This window comes from Arthrobacter sp. PL16, from assembly GCF_035985055.1.
In the GTDB taxonomy this organism is placed as follows: domain Bacteria; phylum Actinomycetota; class Actinomycetes; order Actinomycetales; family Micrococcaceae; genus Arthrobacter_D; species Arthrobacter_D cheniae.
Window position 1 is genome coordinate 187,920 of record NZ_JAXCIC010000006.1, and the last position, 21,116, is coordinate 209,035.

The window sequence follows — 21,116 nt, forward strand, 5'->3', positions numbered from 1 at the left end:
GGCTCCTACGCACTCCATCGCCCGCACGCAGCCCCGCCGCGTCGGTCGACCGTAAGGTCCCCGTCATCAGTGTGTCATCGGTCACCGCTATGCTGTCGCCACCGCATCACTACAGGAGCTGATTCCACGTGTCACAACGTTCCACCACGGCACACCGCCGCACTTTCGCGGCCGTCGCCGTCGGGTGCGCCGCAGCACTCGCGCTCGCACCCGCAGCCACCGCCGCACCCGGCGGAAGCACCACATCCAAGGAGCCGACGGTCTCGATCACCGTCATGGGTACCAGCGACCTCCACGGTTACATCGAGAACTGGGACTACTTCACCAACGCGGAGTACGACGACGCAGCGCACAACGACGTCGGACTCGCGAAGATCTCCACCCTCGTCAACCAGGTCCGAGCGGACCGTGGCGAGGAGTCGACACTGCTGATCGACAACGGTGACACCATCCAGGGCACATCGCTCACCGACTACTACGCCAACGTAGAGCCCGTGGACGAGACCGGCGAGACCCACCCCATGGCAGCCGCCATGAACGCCCTAGGCTACGACGCAACCACACTCGGCAACCACGAGTTCAACTACGGGATCCCCCTCCTGCGCACGTACGAGGAGCAGCTCGGCTTCCCTCTGCTCGGTGCGAACGTCAAGGACGCGGCCACGGGAGAGGACGCGTTCACGCCATACGTCATCAGAACGGTGAAGCTCAAGGGCGAGAAGCCCATCAGGGTCGGCATCCTCGGACTCACCACCCCCGGTAGCGCCATCTGGGACAAGAACAACGTCGAGGGGGACCTCGAATTCCTCGACATGGTGGAGCAGGCGCGGAAGTACGTTCCCGAGATGAAGTCCGCCGGCGCGGACGTCGTCGTCGTCAGTTCGCACGCCGGCCCCTCCGGCACCTCCTCGTACGGAGGCGGGCTGCCCGTCGAGAACGCCTCCACCCTGATAGCCGAGCAGGTTCCCGGGATCGACGCGATCCTCGCGGGTCACGAGCACCAGGAGATCCCGGAGCGCTTCGTCACCAATCAGCAGACCGGCGAGCAGGTGCTTCTCACCGAGCCGAAGAACTGGGGTATGCGCCTGTCCGTCATGGACTTCGAGCTGACCAGGGTTCGCGGCCAGTGGGACGTCACCTCGGCGAACTCGGAACTACTCAACACCAACACGGTGCCGGCTGATCCGAAGATCTCCGCGATTGCAGCCGAGCAGCACCGGACTACCGTCGACTACGTGAACACGGCGATCGGAACCGCCACCCAGACCATGTCCGCCGCCGAATCCCGCATCCGCGACACGGCTGTCATGGACTTCGTGAACAGCGTCCAGGCGGGCGCCGTGGACCGGGCCCTCGAAGGAACGCCGAACGCGGACCTTCCCGTCCTGTCCATCGTGGCTCCCTTCAACCGCGCTGCGGTCATCCCCCAGGGGCCTGTGACCATCCGTGACATGGCCGGACTGTACGTCTTCCCGAATACGCTCTTCGGTGTCGAGCTGACCGGCGCCCAGGTCAAGGACTACCTCGAATACTCGGCAAAGTACTTCAACCAGACCGCCCCTGGCGCTCCGGTCGATCCGGCGACGCTGACCAACGCCGCCGGGACCCCCGACTACAACTACGACATGATGTCCGGTGTCTCCTACGACATCGACATCAGCAAACCCGCTGGTCAGCGCATTGTGAACCTGAGCTACGCGGGCGCGCCGGTCGATCCGACCCAGCGCTTCGCCGTGGCCACCAACAACTACCGGCAGTCGGGCGGCGGCAACTTCCCGCACATCGCCACGGCTCCGGTCCTCGTGAACCAGACCACGGAGATCCGCCAGCTGCTCATCGACTACCTGATCGCAGAAGGCACTATCGACCCGGCCACCTTCTTCGAGGAGAACTGGAAGCTCACCCGCAACGGGGAACGCGTCTTCAACTAGACCAAGACAGACCGGCCTGCAACGGCGGGACCAGGCAGCAGGGCGCGGACCTCCGGAACGCGCCCTGCTGCGGGTTCGACCTAGATTGGAAGCATGACCATCAACATCTCGACGGCGACGGTACGGGATGCAGCTGCGCTGGCTGACTGCGCCGCCGTCACCTTCCCCCTGGCCTGCCCTCCGGGTTCCCCTCCCGAAGACATCCAGCGGCACATCGATACCCACCTCTCACCCGAGCGCTTCGCCGCGACCATCGCCCTGCCGGGTCACACGGTCCTCTGCCTCCGCGAGGAGCACAGGATTGCGGGCTGGAGCATGGTGGTCCTGGATCAGCCCTCGGACACCGACGTGCTTGCGGCGCTCTCCATCGCACCGATCGTCGAACTGAGCAAGTTCTACGTGCGCCCCGACCACCACGGTCGCGGGTCGGCCGGAGCACTGATGGCGGCAACGCTGGACCTCGCCGGGCAATCGGGCCGGCCCGGCGTCTGGCTCGGCGTGAACCAGGAGAACGCGCGCGCCATCCGCTTCTACACGAAGAACGGCTTCCGCGTCGTCGGCACCAAGCGATTCCAGCTCGGGGACCGGTTCGAGGACGACTTCATCATGGAGCAGGCGCTCCCTGCGAGATCGACGAGCACCGCCTGACGCGAATGATGCCAGCCAAGCCGACGACGCCCGACGACGTCGTGCCTGCTGGACCCGACGTCGGGAGCTGGAACTTCGGCAGTGTCAGCTGTTCTCGGGCGCAACCAGGCTGTCCTCGTCGACTTCGAGAGCGGGGGCGTCCTTGAACTCCTCGAGCGGGTCCTTTGTCGTATCGTCGTCGGACCGGGCGCCAGCCTGATCCTGGGACACCGGGGGCTCGTGGTGCGGCCTGATGTCCTGCGGGTCCTTTTCGGAATCGTTCGGCATGATGCCCTACCTCACATGACGTGATGAAGCTGCGAAAATTTTCCGCAGTACCCACCTTAAGGGCCCACCCGCCGTCGGTCGGCGAATGGGCCCTTAAGGGGATATCTGCACGTCCGGTGGACTAAGCCGGTCTCGTCACGCTATTACCCGGCGAGAATCGGCCCCAAAGCACCAAAGAGCTGGTTGATGCCCAGCACGATGAACAGCAGCGCGATGATCGCCAGCACAATGTTGCCGAGCAGCTTGTTGGCGTACTTCTTCGGGATTCGCTTGCCGTTGAGCAGTCCCAGCAGGGTGATCGCCAGGAAGGGCATGAAGAGTGATCCCAGGACACCGTAGGCCAGGATGAGTCCGATGGGCTGGCCCAACGCGAAGAGGATCATCGGTGGGAAGGTCAGCCAGAGCACGTAGAACTTGAAGTACTTGCCGCCCACCCGGGTGTCCGGATGGCCGGATTCCTTCCCCCGCATGTTGCCCCAGAAATCGGCGAACATGAGGGAGACACCGTTCCAGACCCCGATGATCGAGGAGAACGAGGCGGCCCAGAAACCGACGAGGAAACCGATCCCGACGACGTCGCCGTATTCGTCGCGCAGCACGGTCGAGAGGTCGAGCAGCCCTTCGTCGCCAGCGCTCAAGCTGACTCCCGCGGACCGAACCACTTCGGCCCCGACAATGAGCATGGAGATCACGAAGATGCCGGTCATCACGTACGCCATCGTGTTGTCGATCCTCATGACCTTCATCCACTTGGGCGTGTACCAGCCCTTCTCCCGGAGCCAGTAGCCATACGCCGCCAGCGTGATGGTTCCGCCGACACCACCCGCAAGTGCCAGCGTGTAAAGGATGCCGCCCTCGGGAATCAGGGGGACCAGACCGGCAAGCATATCGGGGATGTTGGGGGTGGCAATGATCGCAAGGCCCACGACGGTGACGAACATGATCCCGACAAGCGCCGCGGTGATCTTCTCGAACGTGTCATACCGTCCGAACCACACCATCACGAACCCGAGCAGGCCCATGAGGATCGCCCAGGCCCAGAGCGGGAGGACGGGGAACAGGGCGGCTAGGGGCAGCGCCGCGGACGACATCGCCGTCGCCCCGTAGACGAATCCCCAGATCATGACATAGGGGGCGAAGTACCACGTGGTCCAACGGCCCAGGGAGCGCCAGCCTTCGAAAATGGTGTATCCCGTGGCCAGGGTGAATCGGCCGGCCCCCTCCACCAGCACGATCTTCAGGACGACTCCGAGGATCACGGCCCAGAGCAGCCCGTAACCGTAGCGGGAACCGGCCACCAGGGTGGCGACCATGTCCGCGGCCCCCACACCCGTCGCCGCAACCACGAGGCCGGGGCCGACGATCCTCCATTTGGCGGGTTTGCCGCCGTCGTCATCCACGCGGTCGGCGTGGTCGAGCTTTCCTGGTGGCATGTTGCTTCCGCCGGACATTCGACTCCTCTTCGTTGAGCATTTCCTGGCCCGGACTGCATCGAGTCCCGCGAACCTCGGTCATTCTTCCACGAAGGTCCTTCGCACCAGCGGTGCGAAGCGCACGGGTGGTGCGAACGGTGGACTTCGGACGTGCCTCCAAACGACTCGACCGTCCGATGCGCCTGGTCCCGGATGCTGCGGGTCGTACGGCGTCGGGCGGTGTCAGCGGCGGTGGACGACCACCCTTGCCTGCGGGTATCCACGGCACCAGCTAGATAGATATCGGCGTGGGCTGCTGGAGCTCAGCTGGAACTGCTGCTGGTCCGCCGACTGCAGGCGTTGGCGGACCACGGCCTGAGCAAGAAGAAGGGAGCGCGCCTGATGTTCGACGCACTCCCCTTGTGTCCGGCAGACGCCCGGCGGCTGGACCAGCCGCCGGGCGGGCAGAACATCAGTCTTTCTTGAAGACGTCCTTGATCTTCTCGCCGGCCTGCTTGAGGTCGCTCTTCGTCTGATCGCCCCGGCCTTCAGCCCTCAGATTCTCGTCGCCGGTCGCGTTGCCAGCGGCTTCCTTACCCTGGCCGCCGAGCTTCTGCGCGGCGTTGCTGATCTTGTCATCGAGTCCCATGATGCTCTCCTAACGATTGACTTCAGTGGTCATGCGATCAGCACGTCAGAGCTGATACGCCAAGTCTAGGCACCCCCGCCACAAGAGTGTTGGTGATGACTGCTGCTGCAGACCTCACAGAAATTGCGGTGATGAACTCGACCGAAGCGGGCGTGTCCCCTGCTGTCATCGAGCAGTCCGAACCAGCCGCCTGCGGCAGCACCATCAGGCCCTTCACTTCTGACTGCCCTACCGAATGAACAGGTCAGGACCCGATGTACTTTGCCGCCTCGTCGAGCATCTCGCAGACGCGGTCGGCATATGCCCGCCTGCTGAAGCTCGCCAACGGACGCATCCATCACGACCTTCCAGCCTTCCGGTCCTCCGGTCTCGGCCGTGGTAATCCCCTAGGGCATCTCCAGGAGCATCGAGCACCCTTGACAGCCAGACCCGGCCTGAGGAACATCGAGGGAACCGGTACGACTGGCTGTCTCGGGAGGCCACCTGCGGTCCGGCTTCTCGAAGGGTTATCGAATGAAGTCACCACTCCCTCGTCCCAGATTCTTCCCGAGTGTCACCACGACCGTCGCAGCCCTTCTGGTGCTCTCCGTCGTTGCGGGTTGCACCCCCACTCCGAAGCCGCCCAACGATTCCGAGCCCGCTGCGGGTGCTGTTCAGATCGCCGCTGTCGGTGACATGAACGGCCCCAAGACCTCCAAGCGCAGTAGCCCATCCGGTCGCAACGGTGCCGCAATCACCCAGCTCGTGCAGGACGACGAGATCGACGCGTTCCTCGGACTCGGCGACTTCCAATACGACACCGCGTACTGCGCCGACTACGTCAAATACTGGACAAAACTATGGGGCGGCACCATGCCCAAGCTGTACTGGGTGTCCGCTCCCAACCACGACTGGGAACCTGACCGCAACGAAGACCTCGACAACTTCATGAATGGCCAATGCCCGGGATCCACGGCGAAGGCTGCGATCAACGACCAGCGCGGATTCATCGGCAACGGCAAGCCCTACTCGAAGGACTTCGGAAACTGGCACTTCGCGTTCCTCTCATCCGCACACTGGCGATACGACCCCCAGGCAGCCCAGGCCTCGACGAAGTGGCTGGACAAGGACCTCGCCGCCGCCCAGGCGGCAGGTAAGCACCTGGCTGTCGTCTACCACGAGCCGTACTTCACCTCGAACACGGACAGCCACGAACGGGCCGCGGACCACAAGCCGTGGATCGACGTCATGTGGAAACACCGCGTCCGCCTGACCTTGTCAGCATCACAACACAACTACGAACGCTCATGCCCGATCAGCAACACCGACAAGTGCGTCAAAGACGGCATGACAGCGTTCCAGGTCTCCACCGGAGGCATCGGTCTGCGCTCCTTCACCAGCAAACCCTCCTACATCAAGAAGCGATTCAGTGACACCCACGGGTTCCTCCGGATGACACTGCACGACGACGGGTCATTCGACTGGAAATTCGTTCCGACATCCGGGACGAGCACGGACGCAGGCACGCGGTCCGCACCCCGATGAGGTGGCAGTTTTTTTGGCACCTCATCGTTTTCCCTGTAACCCTGGAAACCAAGAAGCAGACAGACGGGTGAAAAGCAGCTCTTGACTACTCACGGCGAGGGAGGCCATTGCGGCGAGGAAGTGCACCGGCTCCGGCCTCACCGCCACGAGAGCGGACGAAACAGGTAGTGCCTACTCGTGTGGAAGCCGGAAGAAGCGATCACTGTTGAGAGTGTTGCCAGGGTGGCAGACGGGGCAGGGAAAAGGAGCGTGATGGCGCAGAACCGAACGATCCCGACGGATCTCGGGTACAACTCCGGCGTCCAGGCTTCCGCGATGAAGTCTGCCCAGAAGCACTCGGAGGTACGTCGTGATTCCTGTCCTTGATACATGCGCCTTCGAAATACTCGCCGACGACCTTGGCTCGTTCGTAGCGTCCGAGTTCCTGACCTCTTTCAACGCCCTGCTGGCCGATCGAATCCGACGGATAGAACGGGCCCTCGAGACGCAGGACGAAGAGGAAGTCATCACGGCCTTGCTGAGTCTGCAAGCCAGTGCTGCGATGGCAGGCGCAGCTCAATTGCAGGCATCAGCAGCGCGCGCACTGGCGCAGCGGCCGGTGGGATCGACGCCGCCCGGACCGCTTGTGCGGAAACTCCAGGGACAGGCCGACATGTTCAGGGATGCCTTTGCCACCTTCCACCACAGCGGCTACACATCATTAACGAACGAGCCGCCGAGCGGCAAGCTCGCCTGACCGGAGTGCAGGGAGCGTGACGGCGCTACTGACTGGGCCGGCTGGTCTGGCTTCTCCACAGCACACCGGAAGAAGCTGCAGGTCCTTCATTTGGAGGATAGCCTGCTACGTTCCTGAGTGCGACGGGGCCGGGGTGCGCTCCGGGAGTGGCCCGGCGTATCGGCCTACATGTCGTTCCGGCGCCGGAGCAGAAGCACATATCCGATGACGGCGAGGGTCCCCGCAAAGGCTTCTGCCACTGCGGTCAGAGCTTTCTGCGGATACCAGACGGGTTCATACATGGATGGAATCGGTCCGATGGCCGGGACCTGCACATAACGGTACAGAACCACTGCGGCCAGGGCGGATAGTGCGACGATCGCTGCGATCGCGAAGGCGGCTCGGCTACCCCGGATCAGGACATACGCTGCGGCGAGGATGGAGACGACTGCCTGGATCCGGAAGAGGGCGCCTCCGCCGATTCCAGCGGGTGCAGCCTGCTGAAACCCTGATGCAAGCTGAAGGTGAATGACCGCACTGACAATCAAGCCAACTCCGATCAGGACCCGCAGGACGATCATCAGCAGGTGATTGCGCCCCTGTCCCTCGGCGACGGAACCCTGCCCCCGTACGGGTCCAGTTCTCCTCTTGTTGTGAGCAGCTCCTGATGTGCTCATCCGATGACCAGGGTTCCGGACATCGCGGGGTGGTACGTGCAGATGACCGCATACTCGCCGGCTTCGTCGGGTGCGGTGAAGGTTACCGTTTCGCCACCGGAAACATCGACGTCGAACCCGCCCTCGGTCTTGGCCGTGAGGGTATGCGGGGCATCGTCCTCATTCACAATCGTCACCACCGCGCCGGGTGCAATGGTTTGCGGCATGACGTACTCGAACTCGGTGATCGTGATCACCGCTTCCTCCGCCGGCGCAGCTTCCGCCGAAGCAGGCGCTGAACCTGGGGTTCCGGCACCGGCGGTGACCGCCGCTGATTCCGGCGCCGTGGCATCGCTTGCCGCACTTGTCGCCCCCGACGTACCTGGCTCGGCGTCGGAGCTGCACGCGGTGCTGCCGGTAAGGACAACGGCGAACAACAAAACTGACGTTCGGTAACGTACTTTCATTGCGACTTCCCCAGAATGCATTCACGAGTTGGTGAGTGACGGGCGGTCGCTGATGACGCCAAGTGAGCACCGCCGAAGATGAGCGACGGACCTACTGGATCATGGTCCCGTCAGGAGCTACCACGTACCAGACGTCTCCGACGGCTTGTCCGTTGATGTCGCCGGCTGCCAGGTCCTTGTTGAAGTAGTAGATCGGCATTCCGTTGATGGTCATCTGCAAATCACCCTCCGGCGTTTCAATGACGCCGGTTTCACCGGTGACGCCCTCCACCTCCGGGGTTTCGGACCCACTGATGACCGGTGGCCAAGCGACCAGGCAATCATCGGTGCAGGCACTGACCCCGGAATCGGCAACGTCCTTGGTGAAGTAGTAGACCGACATGCCGTTTGCGTCGACCACGATCTCGCCCAGCTCACTTGTCGCCACGCCCAGCGTGGTGGGGCCAACCGCCGCGGGCGCGCTGGCCTCTGCGGTTGCCTCGTCACTCGCAGTCTCTGTTGGCTCGGCTGCCTCGGTCGTTTCGGCTGCCTCGGTCGTTTCGGCTGCTTCGGTTGTTTCCGCCGGCGCCTCTGTAACCTCAGCCGCTGTTGTCTCCGGTGCTTCCGCCGTGGACCCGGAGCATCCGCTCAGTGCCAGCATGATGAGTGCGACGCCGGCTAACGAACTGGAAAGTTTCTTGTCCATGACTTCAATCCTCCTGATAAGCCCGGCAGGGCCGGGCCGGCGGGACGGACCTCTTGCCATCCCCACTCGGGACAAGACTGCGGCTTTGCTCTTGGACAAACCTTGGGAGAACTTCTCCCGGAGAACAAAACTCCGTTTTCCCAGCGCCACACCTGCCAAATTCGGCGCACACGAGAAGTTGTCGCGCACCCCAGCTGCGGTGACAGGTTCTGGTGTGACGGTTAATGCCGGTCCCGCGTCATGAGGTACCGGGCCGGTGGAGCGAACTGCCAAATGTCGATCAATTACCGTCGCCGCTCGGCGCCCCTAATCGAAGGGCTGAATGGGCCGGTCAAGATGCGGTGATCGCGTAGCCGTGAAGCCTGCGCTCACTCTGCTGCAAGGAAACGTTTTGAACCGCGGGAACGGAGCGACCCGCCACAAGGATCAGTATCGATCTGAAGGAGCAGCGTTCGGGAGTATCCGCGATAGTCGACGTCGACGGTCGGACATTGGGAAAACCTTGCGTTCCGATCCTGGTCAGACCTGCACCAAAGATTCTCCAAGTCCGCCCGTTTAAGCTCGCGAAATCAGCCACAGCAGCACTATGAGACGCACCACCGCAAACAAGGACATCTGCTCCGCAGCCGCGGAGCAGATGATCTATCCCACATCGAAGTCCTCTCACACCTCTTGAAATCGCGTACACATCAGCTTCAACTCGCACGACAGCGCCCAGCACAACGCATCACACCAGGAATATCAACCGCGTCCAGTACAGAGGAAACCGGTCCGATGGCTCGACCGTCGCCTATGCCTGACGGCATACGGGTGCACGTTCGGTGCGCGGAGGTTCGGTTGATTCGTGTCTTCGCGTCTATCAAGGCGAGGCATACCGTGAACCCCTATGAACAGCAATGGCTGACGGCCCAGGCGGCGTCAGAAGCAACATTGCTCGTCGACGACGTGTGGGTGCGTTATGTCGTGTTGGGCGGTGCTGCTGACGCTGTTGCTGTCGCCGCTTATCTCCACGGAATTGTGCTCCTGGATGTCCTGCACCGCGATCTTGTGTCCTACGCCGTCAATGAGCTGCTTCAGACACAGCCGGCAACCAGGCAGTTTCCTGTGTTTCCGGACAGCGGGTCGTCGCCGGCAGTACGCCGTCGTGCCCCCTATGCCGACGAGTCAGGACCGGCGAGGAACTCCGGCGGCAGGACGACACACACCGCAACGACGCTCCACCCCTCGATAACCCACGGCTCGTGGCCCAGGCTGGCCGCACGGCTGGAGACGATGTTCAATCCCTACGATGCCGAACACCGCCGGTCAGCATCGCTGATGAGCACTGGCTTGGTGCAGTCGGGAAAAGAGGAACGCTTCGATCTCCTCACGCAGCGAGCGCGGAGGACGTTCGACGCAAGTTCGGCGACGATCACCTTCCTCGAGGCGGGCATTCCGGTCGTCAAATCCGCCGCGGGGCTCGTCCTCGATGACCTGGCGCGGCGAAGCACCTTCTGCTCCCATACCATCACGGAGGACCGCATCCTCATCATCCAGGACACCCTCACGCACAAGTGCTTCGTGAGTGACTCTCTTGTCGTAGGTGAACCACACATCCGGTTCTATGCCGGGAGCCCTCTTACGGGCCCCGGGGGGTGGCGCATCGGCGCCCTCTGCATCTTCGACACGAGACCCCGAAGATTCAGCAGGCAGGACGAACGACAACTACGAATCCTCGCCGCTCTCGTCCAGACCGAAGTATTCGATCATTACTAGGACACTCGGGTCGATCGAATGACAGCGGAACCGACGATCGATAGCCCCGTCCTACCCCCGGTCTCCTCCTAGGCGGTGCTGTGCGCAGGAGCCTGAGGCAACTCCGTCTTGGAGATCGCCCTATTCGGAAGAAACGTGCGCCTGGACCGGTCATCAAATTCTTTCCGTGCTGAAATCCCAGTGCGGTCACGGCCATTACCCGAGACCGGCTGGGGAGCGTGCGAGCCTATAGGCGTGCATGTGGAGGGCAAGCTTTCGTTCCGTTTCCCGGCGCCGTTCGCCCTGCCGTTCGAGAAGTGTTCGACTATCGACAGTCGCGGTTTGTTCACGCTCCGTATGGACACGCAGCTGCGGCGTGGGTAAAAGCGCCGGTGCGCTGCTCGATGGTTTACGGGGCTGCTCTGAACTCATGGTCAATCCTCTGATCAACGAGACCGTGAAGTTGTCCGTCCCGCCCTGATCATCCAACAGAACACCCAACTCGCATAGGTCATCGGGCCCCACTCCGCAAAAACGTTCAGGGCAGGGGTGAGCCGCTGTCACGGTTGGATTGAAGGGTGACGTCGAATTTCAGCGTGATGATCGTGTCGCTGCAGGAGTGCGGTTGATTAGCCGGATCAAGGAACAATCACGGATTACTCGCTAGTAAATGAAGCGGGTCCTACCATAGAGGAGTGGGTGTGCTGGGGTCACATAGGGGAAGCCCTATCCCGTTACCGGGCCGACTGGAACGCAGTATTGTGTTCCAGTTTTGATGACGAGCCCGAGCAGTTCATCTGCAAGGGCAACCACAGGGGGTAGCGATGACTGGAACGTTCGAGCTTTTCCATGACGAAGGCATTTCCTTCGGGTTCAGATTGAAGGCTTCCAACGGGACGGTCGTGGCCGTATCCGGGAAGTTCGTGGATAAAGCGTCCGCAGTCGAGGGGATCAGCGTCGTCCGTGAGTGCGCCGGAACCGGTCTGATAACAGATTTATGCCCACCAGTATCCTTAGACCCGATTGTGAAGAAACCGGATTCCTCGCCGGCTGCTGCGGCCGTGTGAACAAATCACCCGACCTGAGGTAGCCGCCAAGGTGCTTCCCGTCACCTGAGCAGTCATTCCGCTCATTGTTCAGGAAACCTTGACCTCATTCCTGCTCTGCAGGGTATTCCTGCTATGCAGGGTCGACGGTCAGTTCCCCCATGCGGCCCCAACCCTCTGCGACGATTCGCTCGCTGATGATCTCCGGCGTCTCGACGAGCGCCTGCGGCATGTCCTGCATTGCCTGGGAGAAGTGGTCGCTGTTGACATGTGCCTCTGCGGCGTCGTCCTGGAAAGCTTCGATGAGCACGAATCGGTTCGGATCCTCAACGCTGCGGGACCAGTCGAACCACAGGTTGCCCGGCTCCTGACGCGTGGCCTCCGTGAAGTCCCGCGTGAGGTCGATCCAGCGGTCGCTCCACTCGGGCTTCACAGCGAACTTGACGACGATGAAGATCATGGGATGGTGCCTTCCGGTGGAGGTGCTGCGCTTCGGTATGTCCCAACCTATGTGCTTCCGACGTCCGACGCAGGGCCGAACCGCACCTGTGGAGAGCTGTTGTCCTATCGAGAGGCTGAGGTAGAGCATCGTCATGAGCCACGAGTGACACGGTGGCGGGGACCGGACCGACGGGACGGCGCACGAGCGCGATCCCCGGGTAAGAGCGGCTCCTCGTCCACGCGGCGTCCTCCCGAAATTTCACGCCACCGGCCTCTTGTGCCACCCAGATCGACGCGTCCCGCGTGGAATTGGATACGGTGTTCTCGGACACCTTCACTGATTCTCACCCTGGGGAGCGGATGAACGCAGCAAACTGAACCGCTTCGGCAGACGCGCGAGGTGCAGGAACACACGCGCGCAGCCGACTGAGCGGACCATACGGGTCTGGCGAAGCACTCGCGGCACACGAACGACGACGGGAGGGCGCGCATGGACTGGCAGATCGTGATTCAGGCCGTCATCGCAGTGTTGCTCGCCTACGCCCTGTTCCTGCTGGGCCTCGCCCTGTACGCCCGGCGTCACCCGGACGTCATCTCCCTCACGGACGCCCTCCGCTTCGGACCCGACCTCCTCAGGCTGATCCGGCGCCTCGCAGCGGACCGCGCACTACCCCGACTGAACCGCATCATGCTCGGCGGACTCGTGATCTACCTGATCCTGCCGATCGATCTCGTCCCGGACTTCCTGCCCGTCATCGGGTACGCGGACGACGTCGTCATGATCGCCGTCGTGCTCCGGGCGGTGGTGAGGCGCACAGGCCCCGACGCGCTGCAGCGCCACTGGCCCGGCTCCGACGGCGGCCTTCGTGCCGTGCGCGCACTGGCCGGACTTGGGGGGCCTGATCATGATCCTGATGATGTGTGACGCAATATGGCGTAACGCAAACGGGGTCGGTGCTTTCCACCGGGCGTAATCTCCTGCGCATGCACCACACTCCGGGTTCGATCCCCACCCTTGACCTCAGTACCGCACGTTCCGCCGATGGCTCCTTCACCCCGGAGTTCATCGAGGAGCTGCGCGACGCCGCCCACACCGTCGGTTTCTTCCACATCGTCAACTACGGTGCCGCCCCCACGCAGGTCGATGACCTCTTCTCCGTGACGAGCCGCTTCTTCGACCTCCCCCTCGAGGAACGCCTGGCGATCCACAACCGCACCTCCCCCCATTTCCGCGGCTACGCAGGACTCGGCACCGAGATCACGCGCGGTCGCCCCGACGCACGCGAACAGATCGATTTCTCCCCCGAGCGGGAGCCCGTTGCCGACTACCCCGACGACGAGCCGTACTGGCTGCTCCAGGGCCCGAACCTGTGGCCGCGCGAGGCACTGCCCGAGCTGGAGACCCAGGCCATGGCCTGGGCCGCACTGATGTCCGAAGTGGGCGCGGAACTTCTCTCGGCCATCGCCGTCGCCCTCCACCTTCCCGAGGACTACTTCGCCGAGCCCTTCGAGGGGACACCCGCCTGGATGGCCAAGCTCGTCCACTACGTCGGCGGCGTGGTGGAGGGAGCGGGGTCCCAGGGCGTCGGAGCCCATGCCGACTACGGCTTCGTGACACTCCTGCTCCAGGACGAGGTCGGTGGCCTCGAGGTCCTCCCCCACAGCGCGAGCGAGTGGGTTCCGGTCACGCCGATCCCCGGCGCGCTCGTGGTCAATCTCGGCGAGATGCTCGAGGTGGCCACCGAGGGCTACCTCGCGGCCACTATCCACCGTGTCACGTCTCCGGCACCGGGTGTGGATCGCTATGCCATCCCATTCTTCTGGTCGCCGAGGCTCGATGCCGTGATCGAACCGGTCCCACTGACGGAGGAATTGCGGGCGGCGGCGCGCGGCATCTCCGACGACCCGGACAACCCCATGCTGTCCTCCTACGGGTCGAACGTCCTGAAGGGCCGGGTCCGCGCGCACCCGGACGTCACCGAGCTCCACCACCCCGAGCTCGCCGCGAAGTAGGCGGCAAGCAGCGAACGGCAGACGACGGCGGCACCTGCGCGGGTGCCGCCGTCGTCATCTCCCCGAGGCCCTGCTGCCCTATGCGTCCGCCGTGAGCGACGCCAGTTCTATCGCGGCCACCCGGTCCTGGATGGCCCGGATACGTGCGATATCGAGCTTCGCCGCGCGGTCGAAGGTATAGATGCCGTTCTTCTCCTGGAACACGTCCGTGAGCTGTGTATAGCAGTACCCGAACATGTCCGGGTTGTCGATGAGCACCGAGCACAGGCCCTCGAAGCGCACGTACAGGTCCTCCTCGCCGGCGACACGCTGGCCGTAGCCCCAGGACTCGGACTCGTCGTCGCCGGAGACGGCGTGGGCCGCCTCCTCCTCGTTCCACCAGATGCCCCCGAATTCGGAGACGAAGAAGGGCTGGCCCCTGTACGCGACGGAATAGTCCTTGCCGTTGTGGTTGCGGTTCAGGAAGGGCTCGTTCCGCGCGAGGCCGCCCTGCTCGAGGGCGAACGTCGCCGGATCCTGCTCATAGGAGTGGGAGTCGTAGATGTCGGTGTCGAGGACGCGGTGCGCGTAGCCACTGCGTGATGAAGCTCGCCGTCGGCGCCTGGTTGTGTCCGACCGCCCCGGCACCCGAGACGCCCCAGTCCCCGAACTCCCCCCCACACCAGGTACCCGAGCCGGTCCGCGTGGTACAGGAAGCGCTCCTCGAAGACCTTCTCGTGGAGTACGCGCAGACCATGGCGAGCGCCATCCTCGCGGCGCTGCCCCTCCTGATCGTCTTCATGCTGTTCCAGCGGCAGATCGTGAAGGGCTTCGCGACGTCGGGACTCGGCGGCCAGTAGCCCTCGACCACCCCGAGGATCCTCCGTTTGTAAAGGGGCCGGTCCGGGCATCGCCGCTGCTATTGCGTGCGACGGTGCCGGGACAGGATGGGACCGAGGGCGCTACCCGCGGCAGCACCATCGGGATCCACCACGCGGGACAGCCGTTCGATGCGACGAAGCGCTCCGAGTTCCACCTGATGCGGATCCGATGAGGGATCCGTTCCGATCACACAGTGAAGGATTCAGACTGATGAACAAGAAGAGCCTCCTCGCAGTACCCATGATCGCCCTGGGCGCCGTCGCCCTGTCGGGTGCCCCCGCCATGGCCGCCGACGGCACCTACTCCTCGACCCTCGGACAGCTCAACGGCACCACGGGCACCGGCACCGTCACACTGGACGTCGTCGGTGACCAGGGAACCATCAACCTGCAGGTCTCAGGGCTCGCCCAGACCTTCATGGACGCCCCGTACCCGCACGTCCAGCACATTCATGGTGGATCAGCCGGCGTCTGCCCGACCCCGGCGAATGACACCAACGCCGACGGCATCATCAGCGTCACCGAGAGCGCCCCCGCCTACGGAGGCATCGTCGCCACGATCACCACTTCGGGCCCGACAACTCCTGCCGAAGCCCTGAACCTGCAGCTCGGCGGTCAGGGTGGCACCTACACCATCCAGCGCACCTTCACCGTCGACGCCCCCACCATGGCTGCGCTCGACAACGGCACCGCGGTCGTCAACGTCCACGGACTGGATCCGGCGACGACGCCGGCAACGGCGGAGGCATTCAACGCGCCGAGCGACCTGACTCCGGACCTGCCCCTCGGGGCCACGTCGCCTGCGCTGTGCGGCACGCTCGTGAAGACCCAGATGGGAGCGATGCCATCCGGCGGAGCCGACACCGGTGTAGCCACCGAGTCTTCCTCGAACCCGGCCGGCTTGATCGCCCTCGGCGGCGGCCTGGTGCTCGCTGCAGCCGGCGGTACCTACGCCGTGCGACGCAGCACCGCCAAGGCGTAACCGCCCCGCAGCCCGCATGTCACCAGCAGCCGCCGTAGGCACTCCGAGCAGTGTCCACGGCGGCTGCTGTGCGCGGAAGGGTTCCGGTGACAGGGACCGCATGCCGCACGCGATCGATCAACACCGTCCTACGTTCAGGGGCTTTCCGAGGGCGTCAGCGAGAGTCCTTCCCGCGCCGGCTCGTCGACCCAGCGGATCCGGATGGGCCCTCGGACGTCGGACTCCACACGGTCGCCGTGCTGCGTGACATCGACGAGTCCCTCTGCGGCGAGCTCGAAGGCGATGCGCCGGGCCGAGGGCATGAGCTCCCGCCAGGTGTCACCACCGATACTCCGGGCAGCATCGGACGGGCAGAGCGTCTTGCTGCTCCCCCGCTGCTCGGCGATCCGCAGGATCTCTGCACGAAGGTCAGCATCGGACACCTGCTCAGGCATCGCCGGGACGCTTGCGGATGGCGCTGTCAGGCCGCTTCGGGTGCAGCGCGTCGAGTTCCTCCAACGCAGCCGTCCAGCGCGCCGTCCGCTCGGCCTGCGACTGCTCCCACCAGGGGGTTCCCCGCTCACCGAGCCCCTCCTTCGCGAGCTGCACGGTGCGCCGGGCGCGCGGCAGCGCTGCGCCGTCGTCGCCCTTGGCACTGGTACGCACTCCCGAGCGGCCACGGCCGAGGTGGGACATCAGACGCGCCCGGATGTCGTCGGGCAGCGACGGATCGGTCCTGCGCCAGCGACGTCCGCTGTGGAGGAAGAATCGTTCGTCATCCGTGGTGCCTGCAAGATCCTTCATGTCCCCCCTCAACTCGCTGACCCGGGAGGCCCGACGAGCAGCAGCACGGAGAAGACCACGGAGATGCCGACGATCGCGACCAGCAGGGCCACGAGCGGACTCCGCAGCACCCACGCCTGCAACGTCTCGACGGAGTTCCTCGGTGCCTCGGCACCCGGAGCGAGGCGCCAACTGCCCGTCAGCCGGCCACGGCGCTCGATCCAGCGCTCGAAGGGGACGGTCGCGAACGGGACGATCGCGGAAGCGAGTCCGAGCAGGCCCGTTGCGATCGACCAGCGCTGGTTGATCCAGATGAAGAGGGTGGCGACCACGAAGCACAGGAACACGAAGCCGTGCACCGCGCCCGCAGGCGGCACGAGCGCCTCGGTGGTGCGGGTGACGTACTTGAAGAACATGCCCAGCAGCAGAAAGGCCCAGGTCACCGCCTCCGCGACGGCGACGGTGCGGAAGAGCGTGCGGGGGTTCATGGAGTGCTCCTGGTCGGTGGTCGGTCATGCCAATTCTTCCATCCCTGCCGAAGGGCCGCTGCCGCCGGCCCGGGACATGCTGCGTATCCTTACTGTCGTTGCGTCCGCCTGCGTCCTCGACAACGACGTCGTTCCCGCCGTCGGGCTCCACATGCCCCGCTCCTGAGACCTCCGTCACACGAGCGTCGGTGGTGCATGGTGCACTTGTTCCTCCCGACGAAAGGCTGTCAGCCCATGTTCCTGCTCGATGACACCGGCAGCCCCGCAGCCCGCCCGGACCTGGTGTTCTCCGCGACGGACCTCGTCACCGCGTCGGAGTGCGGCTACCGGTTGCTCCGCGTCCTCGACGAGAAGCTGGGGCGGACACCCCGTGCCTCCTTCGCCGCGGACGAGATGCTGCAGCGGGCCGCCCACCTCGGCGACGTGCACGAGCACAGGGTGCTGAACGAACTGATCGCCCAGCACGGCCGGTGGTCACCCGACAATGCAACGGGCGTGTACGACGTCGAACCCGCGGCGTCCATGGCACGCACCACCCTGGAGGCCAAGCACGAGGAGTCCGTCCGCGCGCTGCGCTCCGGGGCGTCGGTGGTGTTCCAGGCGGCCTTCTTCGACGGCAGGTTCCACGGCCGCTCCGACTTCCTCGTCCGGCAGGAGGACGGCGCCTATGCCGTATGGGATACCAAGCTCGCGCGTCACGCGAAGGTGGGCGCCCTGCTGCAGCTCGCGGCCTACGGCGATCAGTTGCAGGCAGCAGGAATCCCGACATCGCCCAAGGTGACCCTCGTGCTCGGGGACCGCACGAGGAGCACGCACAGCCTCACGGACCTCCTCCCGGTGTTCCGGGAGCGCCGCACGCGTTTTCTCGACCTCGTGGACGACCACCGGAACCAGCCCGACCCGGTGGTATGGGGAGATCCTGCTGTTCCGGCCTGCGGGCGGTGCGACTACTGTGCCGAGCGGGTCGAGGCCACCCGGGACCTCCTGCTCGTCGCATCGATGACGGGGAATCGCAGGGCGAGGCTCCACGGCGAGGGCATCACGACGATCGGTCAGCTCGCCGCCATGCCGCGGCGGCCCGAGGATACGGCGCTCACCCGGCTGCAGGACCAGGCGCGCCTGCAGGTCGGCCTCGGCGAGGTCGACGGCGGGGTGACCTACGAGGACGCCGAGGGCACGGAGCACACGCTGTCCTACCGGGTGCTCCCGCAGAACACCCTGTCCGCCCTGCCCGAACCGAGTCCCGGTGACATCTTCTTCGACTTCGAGGGTGACCCGCTCTGGCAGGATCCGGTCGACGGGAGCTGGGGCCTCGAGTACCTGTTCGGCGTTGTCGAGGAACCGGTCGGTGGCTCAGGCGCTTCCAGTGAACCGCACTTCCGTCCGTTCTGGGCCCACAGCAGGGCTGAGGAACGCACGGCGTTCACCCGCTTCCTCGACTACGTGGCGGATCGACGGAGGCACTACCCCGACCTGCACATGTACCACTACGCGGCATACGAGAAGACCGCACTGCGGCGCCTGTCCCTCGTGCACGTCATCGGCGAGGACGCCGTGGACACGCTGCTGCGCGACGGCGTGCTCGTCGACCTGTATGACACCGTGCGGCACAGTCTGCGTATCTCGGAGCGCTCCTACAGCCTCAAGAAACTCGAACCCCTGTACATGGGAAGCACTCTCCGCACGGGCGATGTCACGGACGCCGGCGCCTCGGTGGTCGCATATGCCGCCTACTGCGCGGCGCGCGACGACGGCGACGACCGCGCTGCCGCGGAGATCCTCGCCGGCATCAGCGACTACAACCGGTACGACTGCCTCTCCACCCTCAGGTTGCGGAACTGGCTGCTCGCCCTGGGATCCCGGCCGTCCGCCTCCCCCTCGTCCGTGGTGCTGCACGCCGGCACCGGCAGCACGGACGTCGGTGAGGCGGCTCCCGTCGAGCTGCCCGTCGAGGAAGCGCGCCTCCAGGCGTACCTCGCCGACCTGCCGCCGGATGTCGCCGCCCAACCCGACCAGCGGGCCATCGCCCTCGTCGCCGCCGCCGTCGGCTATCACCGGCGTGAGCGGAAGCAGTTCTGGTGGTCGCACTTCGACCGGCTGGCGGCGCCCGCCTCCGAGTGGGAGCAGTCCCGTGACGTCATGGCCTTCCGATCGGTCGAGGTGCTCCTGGACTGGTCGAAGCCGAACCCACGGTCGAACCCGGTGCGGACCCTGGAGGTCACAGCCCGGCTGGAGGCCGGTGCCGACTTCCGGGACGGCGGCTCCCACGTCGCCATCTACGACGCCCCCGTTCCCGATGGCGCCGACACCACGGACAGCGGCGGCACGGGACGCGGCGGCTGGTTCGGGGTGGAACTGACCGAACTGTCCGAGGACGGGAACGGCCTCACCACAGCCGTCATCAAGGAGAAGTTGCGGCGCGGGGCGGAGGAACGCCCCGCGCTGCCGGTAGCCCTCGCCCCCGATCAACCCATCATGACGACGTCCCTTCAGGCCTCGCTCATCGAGCTCGCCGGCCAGGTGGGCCGCATGCTGCCCGAGGTACCCCCGGGTCCGGCGCTGGATCTCCTTCGGCGCACACCCCCACGCCTGGACGACGGCGGCTCCCTGCCCCCGGTGACCGCGGGCGGCGAAGGGTACGCCGAGGCCATCACGGCCGCCCTGCACCGGCTGGCGAACTCCTACCTGGCGGTACAGGGACCACCGGGCACCGGCAAGACGCACGTCGGTGCGGAGGTGATCGCACGGCTGGTGGATCGCGGCTGGAAGGTGGGCATCGTCGCGCAGTCGCACGCGGTCGTCGACAATCTGCTGTGCCGTGCCATGGAAGCCGGTGTGCCCGACTCCCTCGTAGCGAAGAAACCGAGGGACGGGGAGCAGGACCTACCGTGGACGCAGCGGTCGGACACCGATGTCGCACGCCTCGTGGACGCACAGGGCGGCTGCCTCATCGGCGGCACGGCCTGGACGATGACCGGCAGGAATGTGCCCGCAGGGTCGCTCGACCTGCTGGTCATCGACGAGGCAGGACAGTTCTCGCTGGCCAACACCATGGCGGTCGCACGTGCCGCCCGCAGGCTCCTCCTCCTCGGTGATCCGCAGCAGCTGCCGCAGGTCAGTCAAGGCACGCATCCCGAACCGGTGGACGAGTCGGCGCTGGGCTGGCTCTCGGCCGGTCATGCGACGCTGCCTCCCGAGTTCGGCTACTTCCTCGCGGACACGTGGCGCATGCACCCTGAGCTGTGCGGCGCGGTGTCGGCCTTCGCCTATGACGGACGCCTGACCACCGCTCCCGCTGCGAGGGCGAGGCGGTTGAACGGCGCAGATCCCGGCATCGAGTGCGTTCTGGTCGACCATGTGGACAACGCGACCTCATCCCGCCAGGAAGCGGTCGAGGTCGTCGAGCAGGTGAAGCGGCACCTCGGCCTCCCCTGGACAGAGGAGAGTGGAGCGGAGGAACGTCCGCTCCACCAGTCCGACATCCTCGTGGTGGCGGCCTACAACGCCCAGGTGCAGCTCGTTCAGAAGGAGCTGGCCGCAGCCGGTTACGGACAGGTCCGGGTGGGGACGGTGGACAGGTTCCAGGGCCAGCAGGCCGTGGTGGTGATCGTCAGCATGGCGGCATCCTCGGCGGCGGAAGCACCGAGGGGGATCGGGTTCCTGCTGAACCGGAACCGCATCAACGTGGCCGTCTCGCGCGGCCAGTGGCGTGCCGTCATCATCCGCTCGCCACGGCTCACGCACCACATGCCGTCGACGCCGTCGGCGCTCGAGGAGCTCGGCGCGTTCATCGGTCTCTGCGGAACCAAGGCCTGAGGACACCAGGGACACGGCGC

General features: G+C 65.0%; 22 protein-coding genes and 2 pseudogenes. 12 read left to right on the forward strand and 12 right to left on the reverse strand.

Translation table 11 applies throughout. From position 1 onward, the window contains the following. The first annotated feature begins 128 nt into the window (after nt 1-128). Nucleotides 129-1,931 (forward strand): bifunctional metallophosphatase/5'-nucleotidase, encoded by a 1,803-nt coding sequence (locus RCH21_RS13375; protein ID WP_326964807.1) that lies wholly within the window; start codon nt 129-131, stop codon nt 1,929-1,931. 93 nt (nt 1,932-2,024) lie between these two features. After that, a complete protein-coding gene (locus tag RCH21_RS13380; RefSeq protein WP_326964808.1) occupies nt 2,025-2,579 on the forward strand; it encodes a GNAT family N-acetyltransferase in 555 nt (184 codons plus the stop codon). An 84-nt stretch (nt 2,580-2,663) separates the two neighbouring features. On the opposite strand, the gene RCH21_RS13385 is transcribed toward RCH21_RS13380, so the two are convergent. The 3 genes from RCH21_RS13385 to RCH21_RS13395 all read right to left on the reverse strand — a co-directional run bounded on the left by RCH21_RS13385 (nt 2,664) and on the right by RCH21_RS13395 (nt 4,907). Continuing rightward, on the reverse strand, nt 2,664-2,846 hold the full coding sequence (locus RCH21_RS13385; RefSeq protein WP_326964809.1) for a hypothetical protein: 183 nt from the start codon (nt 2,844-2,846) through the stop codon (nt 2,664-2,666). 143 nt (nt 2,847-2,989) lie between these two features. Next, a complete protein-coding gene (locus RCH21_RS13390; RefSeq protein WP_442784711.1) occupies nt 2,990-4,297 on the reverse strand; it encodes an Nramp family divalent metal transporter in 1,308 nt (435 codons plus the stop codon). A 433-nt stretch (nt 4,298-4,730) separates the two neighbouring features. Further along, entirely contained in the window at nt 4,731-4,907 is a 177-nt protein-coding gene (locus RCH21_RS13395) for a CsbD family protein (RefSeq protein ID WP_120149719.1), read from the reverse strand. Nucleotides 4,908-5,002: 95 nt separating this feature from the next. Here RCH21_RS13395 and RCH21_RS13400 point away from each other — a divergent pair, with 95 nt between their 5' ends. From RCH21_RS13400 to RCH21_RS13410, 3 genes are all read left to right on the forward strand, one after another. Then, nucleotides 5,003-5,146, forward strand: coding sequence for a hypothetical protein (locus RCH21_RS13400; protein ID WP_326964810.1), 144 nt, complete (start codon nt 5,003-5,005; stop codon nt 5,144-5,146). 274 nt (nt 5,147-5,420) lie between these two features. Continuing rightward, nucleotides 5,421-6,431: a hypothetical protein gene (locus RCH21_RS13405; RefSeq protein WP_326964811.1), complete on the forward strand. Its 1,011-nt coding sequence runs from the start codon at nt 5,421-5,423 to the stop codon at nt 6,429-6,431. Between the two features lie 349 nt (nt 6,432-6,780). Continuing rightward, nucleotides 6,781-7,167, forward strand: a complete 387-nt coding sequence (locus RCH21_RS13410; protein ID WP_326964812.1) for a hypothetical protein — start codon at nt 6,781-6,783, stop codon at nt 7,165-7,167. Between the two features lie 164 nt (nt 7,168-7,331). Here the strand turns inward: RCH21_RS13410 and RCH21_RS13415 are convergent, their stop codons facing one another. The 3 genes from RCH21_RS13415 to RCH21_RS13425 all read right to left on the reverse strand — a co-directional run bounded on the left by RCH21_RS13415 (nt 7,332) and on the right by RCH21_RS13425 (nt 8,954). Next, nucleotides 7,332-7,823: a hypothetical protein gene (locus RCH21_RS13415; RefSeq protein WP_326964813.1), complete on the reverse strand. Its 492-nt coding sequence runs from the start codon at nt 7,821-7,823 to the stop codon at nt 7,332-7,334. Next, nucleotides 7,820-8,290, reverse strand: coding sequence for a cupredoxin domain-containing protein (locus RCH21_RS13420; RefSeq protein WP_326964814.1), 471 nt, complete (start codon nt 8,288-8,290; stop codon nt 7,820-7,822). The genes RCH21_RS13415 and RCH21_RS13420 overlap by 4 nt, the downstream gene beginning before the upstream one ends. Before the next feature lie 70 nt (nt 8,291-8,360). Continuing rightward, on the reverse strand, nt 8,361-8,954 hold the full coding sequence (locus RCH21_RS13425) for a COG4315 family predicted lipoprotein (protein WP_326964815.1): 594 nt from the start codon (nt 8,952-8,954) through the stop codon (nt 8,361-8,363). 876 nt (nt 8,955-9,830) lie between these two features. Here RCH21_RS13425 and RCH21_RS13430 point away from each other — a divergent pair. Further along, on the forward strand, nt 9,831-10,709 hold the full coding sequence (locus RCH21_RS13430) for a GAF domain-containing protein (protein WP_326964816.1): 879 nt from the start codon (nt 9,831-9,833) through the stop codon (nt 10,707-10,709). Nucleotides 10,710-11,512: 803 nt separating this feature from the next. Further along, nucleotides 11,513-11,755: a YegP family protein gene (locus RCH21_RS13435; RefSeq protein ID WP_326964817.1), complete on the forward strand. Its 243-nt coding sequence runs from the start codon at nt 11,513-11,515 to the stop codon at nt 11,753-11,755. Nucleotides 11,756-11,867: 112 nt separating this feature from the next. On the opposite strand, the gene RCH21_RS13440 is transcribed toward RCH21_RS13435, so the two are convergent. Beyond that, a complete protein-coding gene (locus tag RCH21_RS13440) occupies nt 11,868-12,194 on the reverse strand; it encodes a putative quinol monooxygenase (RefSeq protein ID WP_326964818.1) in 327 nt (108 codons plus the stop codon). Nucleotides 12,195-12,665: 471 nt separating this feature from the next. Between RCH21_RS13440 and RCH21_RS13445 the strand changes: the two genes are divergently transcribed. Together RCH21_RS13445 and RCH21_RS13450 are read left to right on the forward strand one after the other, a co-directional pair. Beyond that, entirely contained in the window at nt 12,666-13,100 is a 435-nt protein-coding gene (locus RCH21_RS13445; RefSeq protein ID WP_326964819.1) for a YkvA family protein, read from the forward strand. A 59-nt stretch (nt 13,101-13,159) separates the two neighbouring features. Beyond that, the gene (locus tag RCH21_RS13450; protein ID WP_326964820.1) at nt 13,160-14,188 is read left to right on the forward strand and encodes an isopenicillin N synthase family dioxygenase; all 1,029 of its coding nucleotides are present in this window, start codon (nt 13,160-13,162) and stop codon (nt 14,186-14,188) included. Between the two features lie 78 nt (nt 14,189-14,266). On the opposite strand, the pseudogene RCH21_RS13455 reads toward RCH21_RS13450, so the two are convergent. Then, a pseudogene (locus tag RCH21_RS13455) lies at nt 14,267-14,910 on the reverse strand (beta-galactosidase); the annotation flags it as partial. Between RCH21_RS13455 and RCH21_RS13460 the strand changes: the two are divergent. Then, nucleotides 14,905-15,027, forward strand: a pseudogene (locus RCH21_RS13460) (carbohydrate ABC transporter permease); the annotation flags it as partial. The pseudogenes RCH21_RS13455 and RCH21_RS13460 sit on opposite strands and share 6 nt — an antisense overlap. Nucleotides 15,028-15,086: 59 nt before the next feature. Here the strand turns inward: RCH21_RS13460 and RCH21_RS13465 are convergent. Continuing rightward, a complete protein-coding gene (locus RCH21_RS13465) occupies nt 15,087-15,239 on the reverse strand; it encodes a hypothetical protein (protein ID WP_326964821.1) in 153 nt (50 codons plus the stop codon). Between the two features lie 20 nt (nt 15,240-15,259). Here RCH21_RS13465 and RCH21_RS13470 point away from each other — a divergent pair, with 20 nt between their 5' ends. Beyond that, nucleotides 15,260-16,030, forward strand: coding sequence for a hypothetical protein (locus tag RCH21_RS13470; RefSeq protein WP_326964822.1), 771 nt, complete (start codon nt 15,260-15,262; stop codon nt 16,028-16,030). Between the two features lie 134 nt (nt 16,031-16,164). On the opposite strand, the gene RCH21_RS13475 is transcribed toward RCH21_RS13470, so the two are convergent. From RCH21_RS13475 to RCH21_RS13485, 3 genes are read right to left on the reverse strand one after another with little or no spacing between them, the layout of a single operon-like run. Beyond that, nucleotides 16,165-16,464 carry a DUF3253 domain-containing protein gene (locus RCH21_RS13475; protein ID WP_326964823.1) on the reverse strand — a complete coding sequence of 100 codons (300 nt, stop codon included), beginning with the start codon at nt 16,462-16,464 and terminating at the stop codon, nt 16,165-16,167. Further along, nucleotides 16,457-16,813 (reverse strand): hypothetical protein, encoded by a 357-nt coding sequence (locus tag RCH21_RS13480; RefSeq protein ID WP_326964824.1) that lies wholly within the window; start codon nt 16,811-16,813, stop codon nt 16,457-16,459. Before RCH21_RS13480 ends, RCH21_RS13475 begins: the two co-directional genes overlap by 8 nt. An 8-nt stretch (nt 16,814-16,821) precedes the next feature. Continuing rightward, entirely contained in the window at nt 16,822-17,280 is a 459-nt protein-coding gene (locus RCH21_RS13485; protein WP_326964825.1) for a DUF3817 domain-containing protein, read from the reverse strand. Between the two features lie 234 nt (nt 17,281-17,514). Here RCH21_RS13485 and RCH21_RS13490 point away from each other — a divergent pair, with 234 nt between their 5' ends. Beyond that, the gene (locus RCH21_RS13490) at nt 17,515-21,096 is read left to right on the forward strand and encodes a TM0106 family RecB-like putative nuclease (protein ID WP_326964826.1); all 3,582 of its coding nucleotides are present in this window, start codon (nt 17,515-17,517) and stop codon (nt 21,094-21,096) included. Nucleotides 21,097-21,116: the final 20 nt, after the last annotated feature.

Bases quoted from the DNA above. Each gene is read 5' to 3' on its own strand.
- RCH21_RS13380 (WP_326964808.1), top strand. From the start codon at position 2,025: ATGACCATCAACATCTCGACGGCGACGGTACGGGATGCAGCTGCGCTG.
- RCH21_RS13385 (WP_326964809.1), bottom strand. From the start codon at position 2,846: ATGCCGAACGATTCCGAAAAGGACCCGCAGGACATCAGGCCGCACCAC.
- RCH21_RS13390 (WP_442784711.1), bottom strand. From the start codon at position 4,297: ATGTCCGGCGGAAGCAACATGCCACCAGGAAAGCTCGACCACGCCGAC.
- RCH21_RS13395 (WP_120149719.1), bottom strand. From the start codon at position 4,907: ATGGGACTCGATGACAAGATCAGCAACGCCGCGCAGAAGCTCGGCGGC.
- RCH21_RS13400 (WP_326964810.1), top strand. From the start codon at position 5,003: ATGACTGCTGCTGCAGACCTCACAGAAATTGCGGTGATGAACTCGACC.
- RCH21_RS13405 (WP_326964811.1), top strand. From the start codon at position 5,421: ATGAAGTCACCACTCCCTCGTCCCAGATTCTTCCCGAGTGTCACCACG.
- RCH21_RS13415 (WP_326964813.1), bottom strand. From the start codon at position 7,823: ATGAGCACATCAGGAGCTGCTCACAACAAGAGGAGAACTGGACCCGTA.
- RCH21_RS13420 (WP_326964814.1), bottom strand. From the start codon at position 8,290: ATGCATTCTGGGGAAGTCGCAATGAAAGTACGTTACCGAACGTCAGTT.
- RCH21_RS13425 (WP_326964815.1), bottom strand. From the start codon at position 8,954: ATGGACAAGAAACTTTCCAGTTCGTTAGCCGGCGTCGCACTCATCATG.
- RCH21_RS13435 (WP_326964817.1), top strand. From the start codon at position 11,513: ATGACTGGAACGTTCGAGCTTTTCCATGACGAAGGCATTTCCTTCGGG.
- RCH21_RS13440 (WP_326964818.1), bottom strand. From the start codon at position 12,194: ATGATCTTCATCGTCGTCAAGTTCGCTGTGAAGCCCGAGTGGAGCGAC.
- RCH21_RS13445 (WP_326964819.1), top strand. From the start codon at position 12,666: ATGGACTGGCAGATCGTGATTCAGGCCGTCATCGCAGTGTTGCTCGCC.
- RCH21_RS13450 (WP_326964820.1), top strand. From the start codon at position 13,160: ATGCACCACACTCCGGGTTCGATCCCCACCCTTGACCTCAGTACCGCA.
- RCH21_RS13470 (WP_326964822.1), top strand. From the start codon at position 15,260: ATGAACAAGAAGAGCCTCCTCGCAGTACCCATGATCGCCCTGGGCGCC.
- RCH21_RS13475 (WP_326964823.1), bottom strand. From the start codon at position 16,464: ATGCCTGAGCAGGTGTCCGATGCTGACCTTCGTGCAGAGATCCTGCGG.
- RCH21_RS13480 (WP_326964824.1), bottom strand. From the start codon at position 16,813: ATGAAGGATCTTGCAGGCACCACGGATGACGAACGATTCTTCCTCCAC.
- RCH21_RS13485 (WP_326964825.1), bottom strand. From the start codon at position 17,280: ATGAACCCCCGCACGCTCTTCCGCACCGTCGCCGTCGCGGAGGCGGTG.
- RCH21_RS13490 (WP_326964826.1), top strand. From the start codon at position 17,515: ATGTTCCTGCTCGATGACACCGGCAGCCCCGCAGCCCGCCCGGACCTG.